Source organism: Dyadobacter fermentans DSM 18053 (assembly GCF_000023125.1).
Lineage (GTDB): Bacteria > Bacteroidota > Bacteroidia > Cytophagales > Spirosomataceae > Dyadobacter > Dyadobacter fermentans.
The window spans coordinates 5,062,501-5,079,309 of record NC_013037.1 but is presented as its reverse complement, the minus strand read 5'-3'; the positions used below and the strand labels follow the sequence as shown (position 1 = coordinate 5,079,309).

The following is a 16,809-nucleotide window of genomic DNA, read 5'->3' as shown; positions in this document are numbered from 1 at the left end:
ATGCCATGTAATTATACAAGTAACATTATTTGGTATGAAGAAATTAAGAAAATTGTAGCTAGCGGTATTTAATATCATTGGAACGTGAATCATTATTACCCACGAAAGTGGAGTTGCAGCATTGCTGGAATCACAATATCGCAAAATGTGCCATGCCCTCGAATAAGGTTGCTTTTTACGGAATGTAAAAAGCAACCTTATTCGGACTTTTGTATTCCAAAAAAAAGAGAAGCCTATTCTGTCACTCCTGAAACATTATTCGGTCTTCGAAATCAAGGATTGATCGGTTTTTGGCTTTAGGATGAAATTCTTGTCTTTCTCCGAAAATCTTTCTATGATATATTTTTCGAACTCCTCCGGTAACTTCCCGTATCCAGTAGTTAATATAACCTGATAATCTTTTTCTTTACCCGATGCTGCTATTCCCATAGCGATAGCCGTTTCCAATAGCAATAAGTTCTGATTCAGGTGGTCTGTGTCAATTCCGGATGCTTCAGGTGTGTCAATCAGTAAAAATCTTGGATGCTTTACCGATTCCAGCTGCAACGCCAGACTCAATATGGTAAAATAATACATTAGCCTTTTGGGTACTTCGCTGCTGTTAGCCTTGTATACGCCATTATCTATATAAGGCATATAGTCTTCGTCTATATACGCGGTGATACTTTTGTATGAAGATTCTGCAAGCAGAGCACTGTAGACTTCATTAAACAGTCCGATAGTACTGGCATTGTTTTTATCGTACGCTTCCTTAGCTGATTTCAGGCTGTTTTGCGCCTGCACAAATGCCTTGGTCTTCAAATTAAAGTCTGTTTTCAGCTTTTGCTCCTGATCAATATTTCTTAAGTCAAAATTTAGTTGCACCAACTCGTCTTTTAGCTTAATGATTCTATCATTAAGCTCATCAATACGGGTCGTATTGCCCGCAAATTGAGCTGTAAGAATTATCTTTTTTAGTTTCTCGGTATATTCCTCAATTGACTGATCTGTGTCCTGAATATCTGCTGTTAAAAGCTTGACTTCCTCTTTATAGGTTTCGACCGCCAAGGTAATCGCCTTTATACTTTTCTGTTTATGGGATAAAATATCTTTATATTCATTGGTGTTGTATACAAATTTCTCGTAGTCGTCGTCATTGAATTTTGAGCCGCATATACAGAATCCTTTGTCAACATTTTTTTCAGTCATGCAAAACGGACAGATCTCCATCGCAAAGAGGTCCAGTTTTTCATGGGTAAATATGATTTTTTCGATCTGATTAATTTCTTGTATCAGGCCCTCATGTAGGATGGCAATTTTTGATTGCTCGCTAATAAGGTTTGTAATTTTGATTCTGTCCTGAGAAGCTTTTAGTTCCAGTCCAACGAGCTTTGACTGTATTTCCGCAAGTTCTCCTGTTTTATCGTCTGAACGAGTGCTTATTTTAAGCAAGTCATTCCTTTGGAGTTCAAGCACTGATATTTCCTTTTCCACAAAATCTTTCCGATTGCTTAGTTTATCGGTGTCTCCTGATACCTCATGATTTTCGGTGAAGCTTTCCAATAGGCTCTTCGCGATGTCCTTTGCTTTCAAAGCAGCCCTTGCCGCATCTAATTTTTTGAAATAGTCAGCAGAGGACATTCCGAGTAATATCTCGAAAATAGATTTCCGGATTATGATCGAATCCGCGATAAAGTTTTCAGCTACCGGTTCTTTGTAGATTTTCCTCGGTTCCGTATTCTGGTCGTAATTTAGTAAGCGGAATAAATCGCTGAAGTTGAAATACCAGTGTGCTGCACCAATATGCAGTTCAAATACCGGAATTCCTAGTTTTCCCAGCAGCCAGTCTGAGAAAGTAAATGGAGCTGTTTTTTTATCCCGTTCAAGCGAAAATGAATCTACTTCCTCATTGTGCTTTACAAAAATATCCTGTGCACCTATAAATCTTTTTAGGGAATATGCGAGGTCATTTATAAGTATGTCTAACTGGACGTAATTGTTGGTATCCTCGATGATCAAGGAATACTTTGAATTGTCTTCGTTTTTGCTGAATGGTTTTATTTTACCGCCCAATCCGTATTCGATAAAATAACTGAATGTGCTTTTTCCTGAACCATTATCTCCGACGATGATATTTATCCCTTTGTTTAGCTCGGGGGATGCGTAGTAGTAGGCATCGCCGGAGTAAATAACTTTTTTTATAATCAGACTTCCCATGTAATTACATTGTTATCTGCGAATATCTTATCAGATAGTGTTTTTATGGTAACAATTCTTAAAGAATGTACAGCAGATTTGAGAGATTGAATGTTAGATAGTTCGGTGCTGAAAATATGCTTATCCAAGAAGCTTTCAGGTACTTCCGGTTTCTTTAACCAAAGGTCTATAGTATGGGAAGTGCTATTCACGGACACGCCGATGAAATTTTTGTTTTTAAGTATAATCAGCAGGTGATGAAGAAGCTTTTTCTTAATCTGAGCCCTTGAATAGATCTTGCTTAATTGGACTTGATCGAATTTTGTAGGGTCGCCCCCATCGTTTATAAAATCTATCAGATAAGCTATCTTCCTGAAATCCTTGAATTTTTTATCTTCTGATGTACAGCCAAGTGCATCCAGAAGGATTATTGTGTTATACGCGAGGAAATTGTAGTCTTCCTTTTGAATAAACATCAGCCTTTTCTTTGCAGCATTTCTATTCATAAATTCCGGCTTCGTCAAATGAAAGATAACATTCGTTGATCAGATCAAGTACAATCTTTTCCATCAGGTCGCTGTCAATGATAGGATACTTATGAGTCTTTGATTTGATCTCAATAATTTCAATAGATTTTTTGGTAAATGATGCTAACAGTTCCTTAATATCATCATTTGTCATTTGCGTTTGTTCCGTATTGTCTATAAATTCTACAAGTTCCTTCTGGCAGGCTTCAAAAATCCTGTACTTGATTGCGCTAAGGTCCCGGTCTAATATGTTGTTCGAAAGCTCTGACTTGCCAAGTGCCAGATCCCGGCAATATCGGTTGATGCGCAAATCTGAAATTGTGTTGTTGACAGCCCTTAATTTTTCAGTCAGATCCCTTGGGTCCGTAATGTTTATTGCCCCGAATTTTTCGCTGGCCCAATCATCGCCAAAAGTCTCCGTAGAAATCTCATAGGACTCGAGTCCGATACTTGCTATCATGTCCGTTAAAGGACAGCATTTGATGTCATTATTCAATGCATCATCACCTTTGACACTCTTTAGTATTCCGATGAGATATAACTTGCCTTTATCTGTGATAAAGGCACCGCTTCCGGAGAGGCCTTTGGCATCATCTGTTCCGCCTTTGAATGCATCCTGCCCTGAAAGCGTTATGCGAAATTCGTCGTTTGAAATACCATTCAAGACCCGACTGTTAAAGGGTCTTGCCTCATCTTTATTGCGCTCCTGAAATCCGGTAAAATGGACTGGCATGTCTTTTCCGAAAGAGCAACCTGCTAAAATTGTGGGAAAGCTTTCTTCGCCTTCATCGTAACTAACTTTCAATAGTGCCCAGTCCTGAATCTTGTTCTTGCCGGTAACTTCTGTTACGCTAATTTGATTGAACGTCGAGTTGAAGGTTTTTTGCTGCTGTACCACTATTGATTCAAGATTCAGTTCTGCGTATTGATCGTTATCCCCGAAAACACAGTGATAAGCAGTAACAACGAAAAAACCACCTGCTCCTTTTACAAGCGTACCGGAGCCGTGACTTACCTTCTCACCGTCTATATAAATCGACACCCTGACGCATGGGCGATACAGTAAATCCTCATTCATGCTCTAACAAATTTGCGCTGGCTATAAGCTCCCAGTTTCCGGTTGTAAAGTCTTCCTCGCCTATGAACTTTCCGGCCTTTTCCTCCACAGTAGCTATTGGATAGTTCAGATATATTTTCCGGGTGGGCGTGTACTTAAGCCTTGTTCTTTCCGGATGATGTATTATGCGGGCAATTGTCTCCCTGTCGGGGTGGGTATGCTTGGAATTTCCGCCATTTGTAGATATGATGAATCTATCGCATTCAATCATATCCAGGACATCATTCGTTGTATTGTTTTTACTGCCGTGATGGGACACTTTGACAATGTCAACCTTCAGTTTTTTCTCAGTTGAATAACCAGCCATTTTCATGGACTGCTGAATTAAATGTGGATGTGAATCGCCAAGTAGCAGAATACTTAAATCGGGTGTTCTTAATGCAAAGGCAATCGAAGAGCTATTGCCCAGGTCAGCCAAAATAGTTTTTTCAGGGGTATCATCTGCAAGCGCCAGATCTTCCAATTTGCCCCGTCCCAGCTGTGAAGGTTTAATACCGGATATAGTGATGTCTTGAAGTTTGTCTTTATAGTCATCACTTATTTCAGGCCAATGTTCATTTAACTTGGTAAGTACCTCGTTTGAGGGAGACAAAATTTCTATATCTAACCCCTCTGGCAAGCAAGGTGTTTTCCCGATATAAACATCATCCGACCACTTACTTTTTATCGCTCCTTTATCAATGAGTAGTTCCTCGAATGTCTTAGCCTGCTCATAGCTGATATTTTCCCCTGCCGATATGAACTTGATATTTTTAGAGTTAAACCAGTATTGCCCGATTTTGTCTGGATTGAAGGAGTCGCTTTTTACAAATTTGATCAGCCCTCCGATATGATCGGAGTCAATATGTGTCAGTATTACGATATCAATAAAAGAGAGATTTTTAAGGATTGATTTTAAGGGGGCATTGAATGTTTTCGCTGTACCTCCATCAATCAGGATATTGAAGTCATTTCCTTCGTGATCAAAGGTCCTTACTATCAGGCAGTCTCCGTGGTACGCAGGTAATACATGTATTTGTGTTTTTTTTGTTTTAGGTAGATTTTCTTTCACTTAGAGGTTTTTTTGTTATCTCAAATAACATGGTTTATGGAGTTAAAGTAGATAAAAAAATGAAATCTGCAAAATGTGACCCTAAGTCAAATTTATACAGTAATCGGTAAATCCCATTTCAATAAACTAGATTCACAAATTGTCTCAGGACCTGGATTCGGAGACCTTGAAATGCGAATAAGCCGCCTGCTTTGCGCGTCTGGCCAGATGTACGATTGTTAAACAATCGCCGGTCGCTCCGCGCCCGATCTGGCCTTCCCCTCCAAAGTCGGTTCAGGTTTGTTGAAGATTTCCCAAGGATAAAATAGCTGTCGTCAGTTGAGTCTGTTGGCTCAATCACTCGTAGACTTCGCATAGAGTCGAAAAGTTTAGTTAGCTCGGGGATTTTGCCAACAACAGTTACCTAGCTTTTCCCCAATTTTGGGCTCATGACTCACCTGTCCACGAAATGAACATCTTGTTTCATATCCCTTACAAGCCCGATCTTTAAGCTTTCTTGAAAAGGTAAGGTGAGACAGGGAACGTGATGAAAGAGAAAAAATCAACCAGAACAAGGCTGGTCGGAATCCGGCTTACGCCCAACGAGTATGCAAGGCTTGAAGGCAAGTGCGCGCGCACTACGTGCAGAAAGCTCAGCGAATTTTTAAGGCAACTCATATTTGGGAGGCCGGTTACAGTAATCGAAAGAAACGGTTCGCAAGACCAGATGATCTCGGAGCTGTCCGAATTACGCGAAGAGCTCAACCGGCTTGGCAACAACTTTAACCAGGCGACCAAGCGGCTACATAGCATTAATCAGATCGCCGAGTTTAGAAACTGGATCATAAGTTATGAGGCGGAGAAGACATTCCTGTTTTCAATGCTGGACAAGATCAAAGTGCAAACCGACAAACTGGCGGATCGATGGTTGCAGTGATACACACCAGTAGCCGACTTCGGGCGGTACTGCATTACAACGAGAACAAGCTGGAACAGGGACACGCCGAATGCATCAGTGCATTTCACTATCCAAAAGACGCCGACGCGCTGACTTTCGAGCAGAAGCTGAACCGTATTCAACGGCAGCTCGCATTGAACAAACGGACAAAGGTTAACACGGTTCACATCTCTTTGAACTTCGATCCCTCCGAGAAGCTGAAAAAGGAAAAGCTGGCTGAGATTTCAAAAGCCTACTTGAAAGGCATCGGATTTGAAAAGCAACCGGCGCTTGTTTATGAGCATCGGGATGCCGGTCACCCGCATGTGCACATTGTAACGACCAACATTAAAGCAGACGGCAGCCGGATCTCACTGCACAACTTGGGTAAAAATCAATCCGAGAAAACCAGAAAGGAAATTGAGATTGGCTTTGGGTTGGTAAAAGCACAGGAAAGTAAAGGGCAGGAATTCCGTATACAACCAGCCAGCATCAAAGTGGAATATGGGAAGATCGAAACAAAGAAGGCTATCTCAAATGTGCTAAGCAGGGTTATCAAAGACTATAAGTTCACCACGATCGGAGAACTTAATGCTGTGCTCAACCTATTTAATGTGGCCGCTGACATCGGATCCCAAGATTCAAGGATCAGGAAAAATAAAGGAATTCTCTACCGGATACTCGATAAGGACGGGAACAAAGTGGGCGTTCCGATCAAAGCAAGCGACTTTCACTTTCAACCGACACAGCAGAATCTCCAAAAACTGTTTGTCGAAAATGAGGTTACCCGTCAAATTGGACATCGAAATATCAAAAACAGCATCAGTATGGTTATGTATGGTCAAAAGAATCCGACGCTACCTGGTCTGAGCAAAAATTTGCGCCGGGACGGAATTGATATGGTACTTCGCAGAAATGAGCAGGGAGTTCTCTACGGCATTACTTTCATAGACCACCGCAGCAAAGCCGTTTTCAATGGCAGTGCTTTGGGAAAGGAATTCGGCGCGAAAGGGATTACAGAATGGTGCAGGGATACTGATCTTTCTCTTCACCAGCAGAGATCTCAAATGATCGGTAAAAATGCGGAGCAGGCCGAAAATCAGCAAAATACTCAACAAGCAAGTCCAGTAGGTCAATTCAAAAACGGCAGGACGGCAGTAGATGCGCTGTTTTCGCCTTTACAGGATAATGGCTATACTCCTCAGGAACTCAGAAAACCGAAGAAGAAAAAGCAGAGAGGATTTTCGATGGGATTTTGACGTTAAGTGATTTACGGAGTGTAATGCGAGAACCCTCATTGACTATATTTATGCTTACTCGAATTCAAAACTCAACAATACCCCATGCCCATTCACGTCGCTATTACCCGCAAAGTCCTTCCCGGAAAAGAAGAAGAATTCAAAGATGCGCTTCGGCGCTTTCTTGGTGATTCATTTTTGCATGGCGGTGTGCACGGAGCAGCAATGATGACTGCTTTGCCTGGCAGCGAAAGCCGAGAAATTGGCATTTTACGGACTTTCGCCGATCAGGCTGAGCGGGATGCTTTTTACAACTCGAAGCTATTTAAAGATTGGGAGGCCTATGCATCGACGTTGACGGAAGAACCGATCTACCGGGAGCTTACTGGCCTGGAAGCCTGGTTCCGCTCTCCCGTTCCTCCGCCGAGGTGGAAAATGGCGGTGGCTACGCTTTGCGGTGTGTATCCTACCAGTTTGTTTTTGACCTATGTAATTGGTCCATACATTCAGGGATTGCATCCTGCATTCAGGACTTTGATTGTGGCGGGATGCATGGTTGGGCTGCTTACCTGGGTTGTGATGCCGCAGGTTACAAAAATGTTTAAACCTTGGCTCTCGGCGATCAAAAAGTAGTAAGTAAGACCAATGGTAACACGCTTGTGCACCTCAGCGCAGCGAAAGGTACAAAGCAAAAAGTGACGGCTTCAAATCCATTGGCTATTTACCGCGGCTTACGCCGCTCCTTAAACCGCCAATGGCTTTGCAGCCAAGGGGTGAACCCCGTCACTTTCTGCTTTGAGTGAGAATAGCGGTTGCGCTGAGTTGAAAATAAGTAAAAAACGATATGTACATACCGCTAAATAAGATTCCTAAGTAAGACCAATGGACGAAAAACTTCTGGTTGTATTTCACAACTACTTCCTCCATCCAACATGAAAAAAGTTCTTTACAGTCTCCTCCTTATCTTTACTTTCAGTGTCTTTGCCTCTTGTGGTGAGGTTGTTCCGTGTGGCACACACAATGGTCAACAGTTAAATAAGGGACCACGGGGCGGGTGCTATTACATCAACTCCAACGGAAATAAAACCTATGTCGATCGAAGTGAATGTCAATGCTAACTAATGGAAAAGAAATTCCCTTCGCATAAAGACCACCTGAATAAAACATTCCTTGAAGAAATGGGCTACAAACTCTGGTCCACAAAGGGTGCTCGCTTCCAGGCTGCACACAGGTTGGCCAGAATTGACAAGTTATCCAATTTATCGTTAGGACTCCTAAACGCCTATCTAATTATAATAGGCCTCTTGTCAGTCTATCAAATCTCTAATGAGGCTGCGATAAACGAAAACGTTATTGCTTTCGGCTCAACATCGATCTCGATCCTATTGCTGTTATTCGGGCAAATTGAAACAAGTCGAGAATACAAACGTCAATCTCAATTATATCATGAATGTGCATTGAAATTAGCCAAATTGTACAACGAGCATAGGACATTCAAAACTTTGACTGAGCGTTCTCAACGAGAAAAAGCTGAATTCTCCAATAGCATCGCAGATAGATACCAAGAGGTGTTGGCCAATTACGCGAACCACGAAGACATCGACTACAAAAAATTTTTGCTGCTAAACCATGAGTATTTCGAACTAAAATTTCGACAGGTCATTCAATATCACGTTCAGTACTATTTTAAAGTACTTTTTGTGTACCATGCTATCATTATAAGTCCTATCGGCGTTTTTGCCTTATTCCTGGCACAGAAGGGATAAGAGATTAACACTTATAAGAGCTCAGACATAATGTACTTTTATAGCAAGATAATCGGATAAATTCCGATTATCTTGCTACATTTACACATGGATCTACCCCAGAGCATAAGAAACCTTTCCAGCCACCCATTAACGCATCAGCTACTCACCTCGCTGTTGAAAGACTACAAACGCCCCAACGATAAAATTCACGAGCTAATCTCCGCAGGCATTATTGAGCCTGTTAAGAAAGGCCTGTACTTACCATCCACAAAACTTTCAGAAACACGTACAGAGCCGTTTCTACTCGCAAACCACATGCTTGGCCCGAGTTATGTGTCTTTCGATAGTGCGCTATCATACTACGGATTGATCCCCGAGCGGGTGTTTGAAGTTTCCTCCGCAACGACAAAAGCTTCCCGCCGGTTCGACACGCCAACTGGCGCATTCAGTTTTACACGAATGCCGCTACCCTATTACAGCTTCGGGATACGGCAGGTCGCGGTCGGAAAAGATCAGAATGCACTTATCGCTTCTCCGGAAAAAGCTCTGTTTGACAAAATAGTCAGTACAGCGGGTTTGACGCTCCGGAGTAAAATCACAGCCAGCGAATACCTGATTGAAAATCTGAGAATGGACGAAGATCAATTGAAACAGCTGGATGTACAATCAATGGAGACGTGGCTGAACGATTCACCAAAACGCGGGAGCCTGGCGCAAGTCATTAAATTCATCAAGGAACTATGATCAAAGAATGGCTGGCAAGTTACAATCCTGCCAACAAGGATGATGCAACGCAGGCGCTGCGTGAAATTATGCAGCAAGTCGCGTTGGCTGGGCTCTATCGCAAGGGCTTCTTTGAAAAGGCTGCGTTCTATGGCGGCACCGCACTCCGCATTTTTTACGGGCTAGATCGCTTTTCCGAGGATCTCGACTTCTCTTTGCTCGAAATGAACCCCAATTTTTCGATCAATACGTATATACCCGGCATCATCGATGAATTCGAAGCGCTGGGAATGCATGTATCGGTCAAGGAAAAACAGAAGGCAGTAAAGACCAGCATTGATTCCGCATTTCTGAAATCCGAAACGATCTGGCGGGAACTAGTTTTGGAAGGCGTTGTGCCTCAGCAAGGGCTTGAACAAATAGCTAACATCAAAATTAAACTGGAAGTCGATACCATGCCGCCTCCGGGATTTGATACCGAAGAAAAGCTCCTACTCCAACCATTCTCTTTTTATGTGAAGTGTTTCAGCATTTCCGACCTCTTCGCGGGTAAAATGCATGCGCTGCTTTTCAGAAAATGGAAAGACAATGTGAAGGGGCGCGACTGGTATGATATGGAATGGTATATCCGAAAAGGCGTTGCGTTAAATCTTAAACACTTCGCGCTACGTGCGAAGGATAGCGGAGATTGGGAGCGGGAAAATATCAGTGAAGATGAGTTTCGCGAATTGCTGAGTACGAAAATCGATTCGGTCAACTTCCAGCGGATCAAGGATGATATTCGAAGATTTATACCGAATGCCAGCGTTTTGGATATTTGGAGTCCGCAGTATTTTCATGACCTTGTGTCAAAACTGAAAGTCGATTTTTAAACGAGCTTTTATAATGCAGTTGATGAAATACGGGATAATCTGCATTCTTATAGTTACAATAAGTGCTTGTCGTCAAGAAACCGAAAAGCCTAAAATTGAGTCATCTATCCAGCTCGACAGCTCAGTTACTCATCTTGTCGAGCAGTTTATAGCTGAAGAACATTGCGAGGGTACTCTGAACGATATCACAATAGACAAAATACTGCCTGATAGTACAATTATCACGGTTCGTACCATGACAGCTTATCGTCGATACTTTATACAACATCCCAAACGTAGAAAGGTAGTCGTCAAAGGAGTTCCCTTCTACTATTATGACGGGTCAGAAGAATTCCTTGAAAGCATCCCGATTGATACCAATGAGGTTTGTTTCAATGTAGAGCATATGGGGGATGCAGCATGGACTTATGTAAAAAGCCAGGGCGGAATAAAAATTTACAAAGACGGGGGCGAGCCATTCTTTTATCCGACATTTTACATTCCAAAGCCAAAATTTGAATTTCTGCCACCAGAATAGATTGTATTGTAAATGTTCCGACCTTGCAGAGAAATTAGTAATTTTACCCAAATAACATCGCAGTTACCACCGCCAAAAACCTCAGGCATTTTCAAAACTTTGAACACCCAAAACCGCCCGAAAACTCACCCCAAAACCAGCGAAAAACATAGCTCAAACCAGTCAATTTTCGCTAAAAGAATTATACATAACAAATATACTGTTGTACTATATGTATAAAAAATAGTGAGTCTTTCGTGTAGTTCACTTCAAATAACGGAGGCAAACCTTGATTATGAGCCGATTAAAGGCAAAGTTCGAGACCCGTCTCCCTCCTTACGAAAGTTCATGGCGTCGTTGCATATGACTCCCAAGCCTAGAAACTTAAAACAGAAAATCGGGACACAGACCCCGATTTCTCATCCTCCAATCTTCTATATTATCAACTTCGCGAACTCATCACTTCCCAAACGCAAACCCAACACTCATATTAATCGCCGGAACGAAGCCGATGCCGAACCGCGGCCATAGCGCCCAGTCTTCGTAGTCGATCTTTTCGCCTTTTGTCATCAGGCCTCCGAGCAGGCCGACGGAACCTTCGATGGCCAATGGTTTTTTACCGTTTAGGTTCGGAAGCCATTGGTAGCCTGCCAATGCGCCGACATGCGCGAATGAATATTTTTCGTCGAATTCCGGGTCCGGGTCGTCTTTGTCGATGTCCTTAAAAAAGCGGATTCCGACCGTGGGCGCGACGAAAAAGCCATTTGGCGCATTTTCATCAATTCCTTTCAAAGCACGAACGAGATTGTAAATACGATATTCGGCACCAATACCGAACCAGGTGCTTTTGAACCCGAAATCAGTTTCGGTCGCATAGTCCACATTCACTTGAACCGACCCGGATTGGCTCACTTTCTGCTCGAATCCCAGGCTTAGCGTCCGGTTGATCAATGGTATCGGATGGAATTTTACGATGCTGCTCTGCGAATGTGCCGCAGAAAACGCCAGTAGCGACACGACGGTGAATAGAAAAATCTTCTTCATTTTAGAAATAACAATAGAGAGGTGACTCATGATTAAACAGTTAAAGATTAAGCTAAAAGGCCACATGAAGCGGTTGCGGAGGGATTTCGGTGGGTTTGAACGAATCTGAATTCAGGTTCATGGGAAAGGCTATCTGGTCGGTTGCGATTACATTCTTCTCGAAGTCCGGGTCATCCGACATGACTACCATAAACCCGCTGATCAAATCATTGATAAGCTTCGAGCCGATTGTCCAGTTTTTAGGGCTTTCTTCCAGATCGGCTATCCGGTATAGTGGCACGTCGGGTAATGCGCTGCCCTGACCGATTTGCCCATTGGCAAACGGGAATTCCCACGATCGGTAACTCAGGTCGAGGTAGGCTACCGCATCCTTTTCGGGGCCTTCGGAAATTCCACGCACCGCGAAGTAAGAACCGTTTGCGGTAAACAAGTAGAGCGCCCGGTACCTGTATCGCGGGTGCTTCTCGGAAAATGTAATTTCGAATTTGTATTCCCTGATGCTATTGTATTCCGTATACCCATTGTCCGCTTTGGTGTAGCGGTTTTCGAAGTTCGTGCTCACCACAATATTCCCAGAAAGTCTTCCGGAATCCTCAATTTCGGGCTGGACAGTGAATGCAACTATTTTTCCATAGTATACTTCCGAGTAAGATTTGGCGTAAGCTCTGTAAAATCGCTTCCCTGCACCTTTGCTAGTGTAGGTTTTGGCAAACGAATACGGCGGCGCGAGTATCGTATGGAATTGGATGCTTTCCGCCTTCCCACCCAATTCCAACCCCGTAGAATCCGTAGAAACCAAAAATCCATATTCCGACAAGGCCTTGTCTTCGAATTTTTCCACTGAACCGTTCAGCGTGATTTCATTTTCCGATTCGGAACCGGCCGCCCACGTGTTCACCACAGGCTTTTCATAGCCCGGATCATTGGCAATCATCACATAGGCTTCGGTGACAACCTTTTCCAACAGGTTGTAATCGAGCCAGATGAACCCCGCCATTGGCTTTTTCGCGTCTTCCTCCGTAAGCCTGTCCCCCCAGCGCTTTCCCCAGGAGTTTTGGACCAAAAACGCATTTCTCTCCTTGCTGTAACCTACAATCGTGCACGCATGCCCGGCGCCCGGTGTTCCATAGTTATCCCAAACGAGGCTACCGTCCGGCAGCATTTGCGCAGGTTTCTTGAAATTTTCATCCGGTTTGATTGCAATGATGATCGGGTTGTCATAATATAAAAACTTTCGGAAGGTGGCCGCATTATGGGCTATACGTCCCCAGTTTTTTACCTTAAATGTCGACGCACTTTGGTTTTGAGCGCCGGTCGGTTTCGGGGCCGGCTGATTTCGCGTAGGAAAATCCCTATACCTCGCTACACCAACTTGCTGGATCAAATTCATCGCATCCGCCATGAGCACGCCTTTGTTTTGACCCTGATTAATAGACGTCCATACGAATTCCGGGCTGAAAACAAGTTCGGTAAGCAATTGGCCGTCATTACTGAGATAATTAACAGGCTTGCCGCGTTGGTAAAGCAAGGTCCGGGCCGCATAAGCCGTCGCCCAGCCTACACAGCTTTCCATATCACCCTGGTTTCCCACCGGTACGAGGCCCGGGATGATATATTCATCGGGAAGTGTGGTTTTTTCAGAGGTACGGGCATTAACCAACGGCTCATCGATCAATGGAATGCGCTGATAAGCGCCCGGTTCCGCCAGCAGCAAACCGCTTCGCTGGGCGGTGGATTCGATGGGTTGCACCGGAGTCACCTGCTCTTCCTTCGTGTCCTTTTTGCAAGAAACAATGAGCAAAAGGCCTAGCAGAAATGTAAGGTATAGTGAAATTTTAGCTTTGAAATCCATCTTTTACAGCCCTTTGATCATAATTTAAACCTCCTACCTCACTGCACCGCAATCCTTGCCTTCCCTTCTTCCAGCTCCGACACTTCGAATTTCAATGCGGGAATTTTACTGAGGTTTTCAATCAGCTCGTCCGTACTGCCCGAATGCTCGATCAGCAACGTACCTTCCGCTCCTTTGATGGATTTTTTAACGCTTTTAACTTTGGGATTTTTACCGAGGCTTGTAGCAATGACTTGAAGTTTTGCGAAACTCACATTCGAAACCGATACTTCCGTGAGTGCGCCAGGTGCCGCCTGCCTGACCTGCGCATTGGCCGTTTTAGTGGCCGAGCCCATATTGCTGAATTGCAGGTTCATCCCGCACAGCCGCTCCATCAGGTATTGCGACATGCTCTCCGACGCATTCCGCAGCGCGACTTTATTTGCAACTGCTTCGGACACATCTATCCCGCCAGCCGAAACCGTATTCGTGGCCAAAATCGATCCGTCCTCCGTCGCAATCACCCTTATTTCCAACCTGGCACGACAGGCCGTCATCCCACCCTGTCCATTCGTCTTTTCCGAAATGGCCTGACCGGTTACGATAATCTGCGCGCCCATTTTCAAGCCCAACGCCGCCATCTGGCCAAGATCGCCGGTCGAATCCGACAGCTGCTTCATTTGACCATAAATTTTGGGGTCAACCACCTTAAATCCCGACTCGACAAAAAGCCGGGTGAGCTCCGTTTCCGTAGCGGTTTGTTCAATCACAACCTTCTTAATCTGCGCCGTAGCGGCTGTTTGGGTCGTTGTTTCGGGCTTGGGTTCTTCCTGCCGCCCTTTGCGGTTCTTGCCGGTAAAAAGATTTCCGATGGCTTTTGTGATCGCCTGCTCGCGTTCTACGTACAGATCTTGCTGACGGCGCTCAAAATCATCCTCCTGATTCAGACGTGTCGTTCCCTGCGTCGTAGCCTCCGTAACCAGAATAATCACCTTCGGCGATCCGGATCGCAACATATTGCAATTTTGCGCGGTATAGCGTTTGATTTCCTTGGGCTTCTGGGGCTCAGGAATGTCGATGTTGTCTTTTTCGTCGGCCAGGATTTCAACCGCTTTGATGATCGCCTTCTGTAATGCGTCCTGTACCGCGCGGTTTTCGTTGCTGCTCGAAGTTTTCACGCCAAAAATGTCCAGCACCTTTCCCGAATTATGCCCTTTCATGTTTACATCTTTGGAAAACAGCAATTCGCCCGTCTGCGGGTTCAGTACTTTGAGGTTGAAGCCCACCGTCGCCTGGTTGCTTTTACTTTCTACCCCCAAAATAGATTTGGAAGAGCTGCCCTCACTGAAATCGGTGATCTCACCCGTCACGATCAGTTGCGCTCCGAGCATCTGTCCTGCCTGCGGCCCGGAACCGTTGGTGAACCCATCCTGCGCAAAGGCCATCTCAGAAGTGGCGTCTGATAAATTCTTGTTTGTTTCCATCACCCGAAAACAATTCGTTTGCTGCAATGCAGATGTAAGCATGGTAGCAAGTTCGTCACCAAAAGTAGATCTGGCCTGGGCAGCTTTGGTGGAAACACTGAACCGCGCCACCTTGATGATGACCCGCTGGGCACGCGGCAGATTCTGGCATTTTTGTTTGACGTCCTCGATGGTTATCTCGGGCTCTTTGCTTTTTTTCTGAGCCAGGGATTCATGTGTGATGATTTGCAGCGCCACAGTGAAGGCGCAAAGAATTATCGACTGGTGGAGTCCAGTTAGGGTTCGGTAAAATCTTTTCATGAGGAACTGATAGAGTTTATTCAAACATAAATGTCCTATCAGCGCCCGATACTAACAATCCGTTTCCAACGGAATCATTCCTTTTACTAACAAACCGGGGCTTTTTTCTTACGAAGGATTAATGCAAACGAGACTTTGATATTCTGTAATTTTCCACTGGGGAAACTCGGAATTGATTCGTTTTCGATCACAGGTTTGCGCTATATCCAGGCGGAAAACTACTATTCACGGCGCCTGCGCGCGAGATGAAGTGGAACGATGCTATTACATCCGTAGAATCGATATCACTCGGAGCGGAGCAATACGAAGCGTTGCTGACTGAATCTGGACTATCATTAATCGAAGAATTCGATGATGAGGGAGAGAATCATTACTATCATGCTGTGAAAAGCCAAAACGCAAAAAAGCATCCCTTATGAGGATGCTTTTTCTTTTAATAATTGTGGCGACTACCTACTTTACCAGGTTTGATCCAAGTATCATCGGCGGAACTGGGCTTAACTTCTCTGTTCGGGATGGGAAGAGGTGAACACCAGTCCAATAGTCACCAACAAGCTCTTTGAGTTTCAATGATTGAATGATTGAATTTTGAATGATTGAATAGCTTGTATTCGGTCATTCGATCATTACGACATTCGGTCATTGATTTCATGTCATATTGGAAGTAGAAGAGATGAAGGATAAAGATTAAATGTGCAAGCTGTTGGGTAATTAGTACTGCTCAGCTGAGTGTATTTCGACACGTGTACCTGCAGCCTATCAACGTCGTAGTCTACAACGACCCTTATGTGGAAGATTCATCTTCGGGCTAGTTTCGCACTTAGATGCTTTCAGCGCTTATCTATTCCCCACATAGCTACCCGGCCATGCTACTGGCGTAACAACCGGCTCACCAGCGGTGGGTCCAACCCGGTCCTCTCGTACTAAGGTCAGCCCCCGTCAATCTTCCTACGCCCACCACAGATAGGGACCGAACTGTCTCACGACGTTCTGAACCCAGCTCGCGTGCCACTTTAATCGGCGAACAGCCGAACCCTTGGGACCTTCTCCAGCCCCAGGATGTGACGAGCCGACATCGAGGTGCCAAACCTCCCCGTCGATGTGAGCTCTTGGGGGAGATCAGCCTGTTATCCCCGGCGTACCTTTTATCCTTTGAGCGATGGCCCTTCCATACAGAACCACCGGATCACTATACCCTGGTTTCCCACCTGCTCGACCCGTCGGTCTCGCAGTCAAGCCTGCTTGTACTATTGCACTCCACACACGGTTACCAAGCGTGTTGAGCAG

Annotated in this window: 14 protein-coding genes and 2 rRNA genes (1 of these 16 only partly in view); 7 read left to right on the top strand and 9 right to left on the bottom strand. The window is 44.4% G+C overall.

Annotated features, from left to right (window positions below):
- Nucleotides 1–255: 255 nt before the first annotated feature.
- Genes DFER_RS20915 through DFER_RS20900 form a run of 4 tightly spaced genes read right to left on the bottom strand, consistent with a single transcriptional unit; the run spans nucleotide 256 to nucleotide 4,870 of the window.
- Entirely contained in the window at nucleotides 256–2,196 is a 1,941-nt protein-coding gene (locus DFER_RS20915; protein WP_015813647.1) for an ATP-binding protein, read from the bottom strand.
- Complete coding sequence (locus tag DFER_RS20910; protein WP_041735370.1) at nucleotides 2,184–2,681, bottom strand: hypothetical protein; 498 nt, start codon at nucleotides 2,679–2,681, stop codon at nucleotides 2,184–2,186. The genes DFER_RS20915 and DFER_RS20910 overlap by 13 nt, the downstream gene beginning before the upstream one ends.
- The gene (locus tag DFER_RS20905) at nucleotides 2,674–3,780 is read right to left on the bottom strand and encodes a trypsin-like serine protease (RefSeq protein ID WP_015813645.1); all 1,107 of its coding nucleotides are present in this window, start codon (nucleotides 3,778–3,780) and stop codon (nucleotides 2,674–2,676) included. Before DFER_RS20905 ends, DFER_RS20910 begins: the two co-directional genes overlap by 8 nt.
- Nucleotides 3,773–4,870: a ComEC/Rec2 family competence protein gene (locus DFER_RS20900; protein ID WP_015813644.1), complete on the bottom strand. Its 1,098-nt coding sequence runs from the start codon at nucleotides 4,868–4,870 to the stop codon at nucleotides 3,773–3,775. The genes DFER_RS20905 and DFER_RS20900 overlap by 8 nt, the downstream gene beginning before the upstream one ends.
- A gap of 526 nt (nucleotides 4,871–5,396) precedes the next feature.
- On the opposite strand from DFER_RS20900, the gene DFER_RS20895 reads away from it, so the two are divergent.
- The 7 genes from DFER_RS20895 (at nucleotide 5,397) to DFER_RS20865 (ending at nucleotide 10,884) form a co-directional block, all read left to right on the top strand.
- Nucleotides 5,397–5,786 (top strand): plasmid mobilization protein, encoded by a 390-nt coding sequence (locus tag DFER_RS20895; protein ID WP_015813643.1) that lies wholly within the window; start codon nucleotides 5,397–5,399, stop codon nucleotides 5,784–5,786.
- Complete coding sequence (locus tag DFER_RS20890) at nucleotides 5,774–7,045, top strand: relaxase/mobilization nuclease domain-containing protein (protein ID WP_015813642.1); 1,272 nt, start codon at nucleotides 5,774–5,776, stop codon at nucleotides 7,043–7,045. The genes DFER_RS20895 and DFER_RS20890 overlap by 13 nt, the downstream gene beginning before the upstream one ends.
- A gap of 84 nt (nucleotides 7,046–7,129) precedes the next feature.
- Nucleotides 7,130–7,657 carry a putative antibiotic biosynthesis monooxygenase gene (locus tag DFER_RS20885; RefSeq protein ID WP_015813641.1) on the top strand — a complete coding sequence of 176 codons (528 nt, stop codon included), beginning with the start codon at nucleotides 7,130–7,132 and terminating at the stop codon, nucleotides 7,655–7,657.
- Between the two features lie 488 nt (nucleotides 7,658–8,145).
- The gene (locus DFER_RS20880) at nucleotides 8,146–8,790 is read left to right on the top strand and encodes an SLATT domain-containing protein (RefSeq protein WP_015813639.1); all 645 of its coding nucleotides are present in this window, start codon (nucleotides 8,146–8,148) and stop codon (nucleotides 8,788–8,790) included.
- Between the two features lie 87 nt (nucleotides 8,791–8,877).
- Nucleotides 8,878–9,516 carry a type IV toxin-antitoxin system AbiEi family antitoxin domain-containing protein gene (locus DFER_RS20875; RefSeq protein ID WP_015813638.1) on the top strand — a complete coding sequence of 213 codons (639 nt, stop codon included), beginning with the start codon at nucleotides 8,878–8,880 and terminating at the stop codon, nucleotides 9,514–9,516.
- A complete protein-coding gene (locus tag DFER_RS20870; protein ID WP_015813637.1) occupies nucleotides 9,513–10,367 on the top strand; it encodes a nucleotidyl transferase AbiEii/AbiGii toxin family protein in 855 nt (284 codons plus the stop codon). The genes DFER_RS20875 and DFER_RS20870 overlap by 4 nt, the downstream gene beginning before the upstream one ends.
- 13 nt (nucleotides 10,368–10,380) lie before the next feature.
- Nucleotides 10,381–10,884, top strand: coding sequence for a hypothetical protein (locus tag DFER_RS20865; protein WP_015813636.1), 504 nt, complete (start codon nucleotides 10,381–10,383; stop codon nucleotides 10,882–10,884).
- 438 nt (nucleotides 10,885–11,322) lie between these two features.
- Here the strand turns inward: DFER_RS20865 and DFER_RS20860 are convergent, their stop codons facing one another.
- The 5 genes from DFER_RS20860 to DFER_RS20835 all read right to left on the bottom strand — a co-directional run.
- Nucleotides 11,323–11,907, bottom strand: coding sequence for a hypothetical protein (locus DFER_RS20860; RefSeq protein ID WP_041735368.1), 585 nt, complete (start codon nucleotides 11,905–11,907; stop codon nucleotides 11,323–11,325).
- Nucleotides 11,908–11,959: 52 nt separating this feature from the next.
- On the bottom strand, nucleotides 11,960–13,759 hold the full coding sequence (locus DFER_RS20855; protein ID WP_015813634.1) for a C1 family peptidase: 1,800 nt from the start codon (nucleotides 13,757–13,759) through the stop codon (nucleotides 11,960–11,962).
- A 38-nt stretch (nucleotides 13,760–13,797) separates the two neighbouring features.
- Entirely contained in the window at nucleotides 13,798–15,522 is a 1,725-nt protein-coding gene (locus tag DFER_RS20850; RefSeq protein ID WP_015813633.1) for a CsgG/HfaB family protein, read from the bottom strand.
- Between the two features lie 440 nt (nucleotides 15,523–15,962).
- Nucleotides 15,963–16,074, bottom strand: a 5S ribosomal RNA gene (gene rrf, locus DFER_RS20840).
- 139 nt (nucleotides 16,075–16,213) lie between these two features.
- Nucleotides 16,214–16,809 (bottom strand): 23S ribosomal RNA (locus DFER_RS20835); it runs 2,223 nt beyond the window's last position.

Bases quoted from the DNA above. Each gene is read 5' to 3' on its own strand.
- DFER_RS20915 (WP_015813647.1), bottom strand. From the start codon at position 2,196: ATGGGAAGTCTGATTATAAAAAAAGTTATTTACTCCGGCGATGCCTAC.
- DFER_RS20910 (WP_041735370.1), bottom strand. From the start codon at position 2,681: ATGAATAGAAATGCTGCAAAGAAAAGGCTGATGTTTATTCAAAAGGAA.
- DFER_RS20905 (WP_015813645.1), bottom strand. From the start codon at position 3,780: ATGAATGAGGATTTACTGTATCGCCCATGCGTCAGGGTGTCGATTTAT.
- DFER_RS20895 (WP_015813643.1), top strand. From the start codon at position 5,397: ATGAAAGAGAAAAAATCAACCAGAACAAGGCTGGTCGGAATCCGGCTT.
- DFER_RS20890 (WP_015813642.1), top strand. From the start codon at position 5,774: ATGGTTGCAGTGATACACACCAGTAGCCGACTTCGGGCGGTACTGCAT.
- DFER_RS20885 (WP_015813641.1), top strand. From the start codon at position 7,130: ATGCCCATTCACGTCGCTATTACCCGCAAAGTCCTTCCCGGAAAAGAA.
- DFER_RS20880 (WP_015813639.1), top strand. From the start codon at position 8,146: ATGGAAAAGAAATTCCCTTCGCATAAAGACCACCTGAATAAAACATTC.
- DFER_RS20875 (WP_015813638.1), top strand. From the start codon at position 8,878: ATGGATCTACCCCAGAGCATAAGAAACCTTTCCAGCCACCCATTAACG.
- DFER_RS20870 (WP_015813637.1), top strand. From the start codon at position 9,513: ATGATCAAAGAATGGCTGGCAAGTTACAATCCTGCCAACAAGGATGAT.
- DFER_RS20865 (WP_015813636.1), top strand. From the start codon at position 10,381: ATGCAGTTGATGAAATACGGGATAATCTGCATTCTTATAGTTACAATA.
- DFER_RS20860 (WP_041735368.1), bottom strand. From the start codon at position 11,907: ATGAAGAAGATTTTTCTATTCACCGTCGTGTCGCTACTGGCGTTTTCT.
- DFER_RS20855 (WP_015813634.1), bottom strand. From the start codon at position 13,759: ATGGATTTCAAAGCTAAAATTTCACTATACCTTACATTTCTGCTAGGC.
- DFER_RS20850 (WP_015813633.1), bottom strand. From the start codon at position 15,522: ATGAAAAGATTTTACCGAACCCTAACTGGACTCCACCAGTCGATAATT.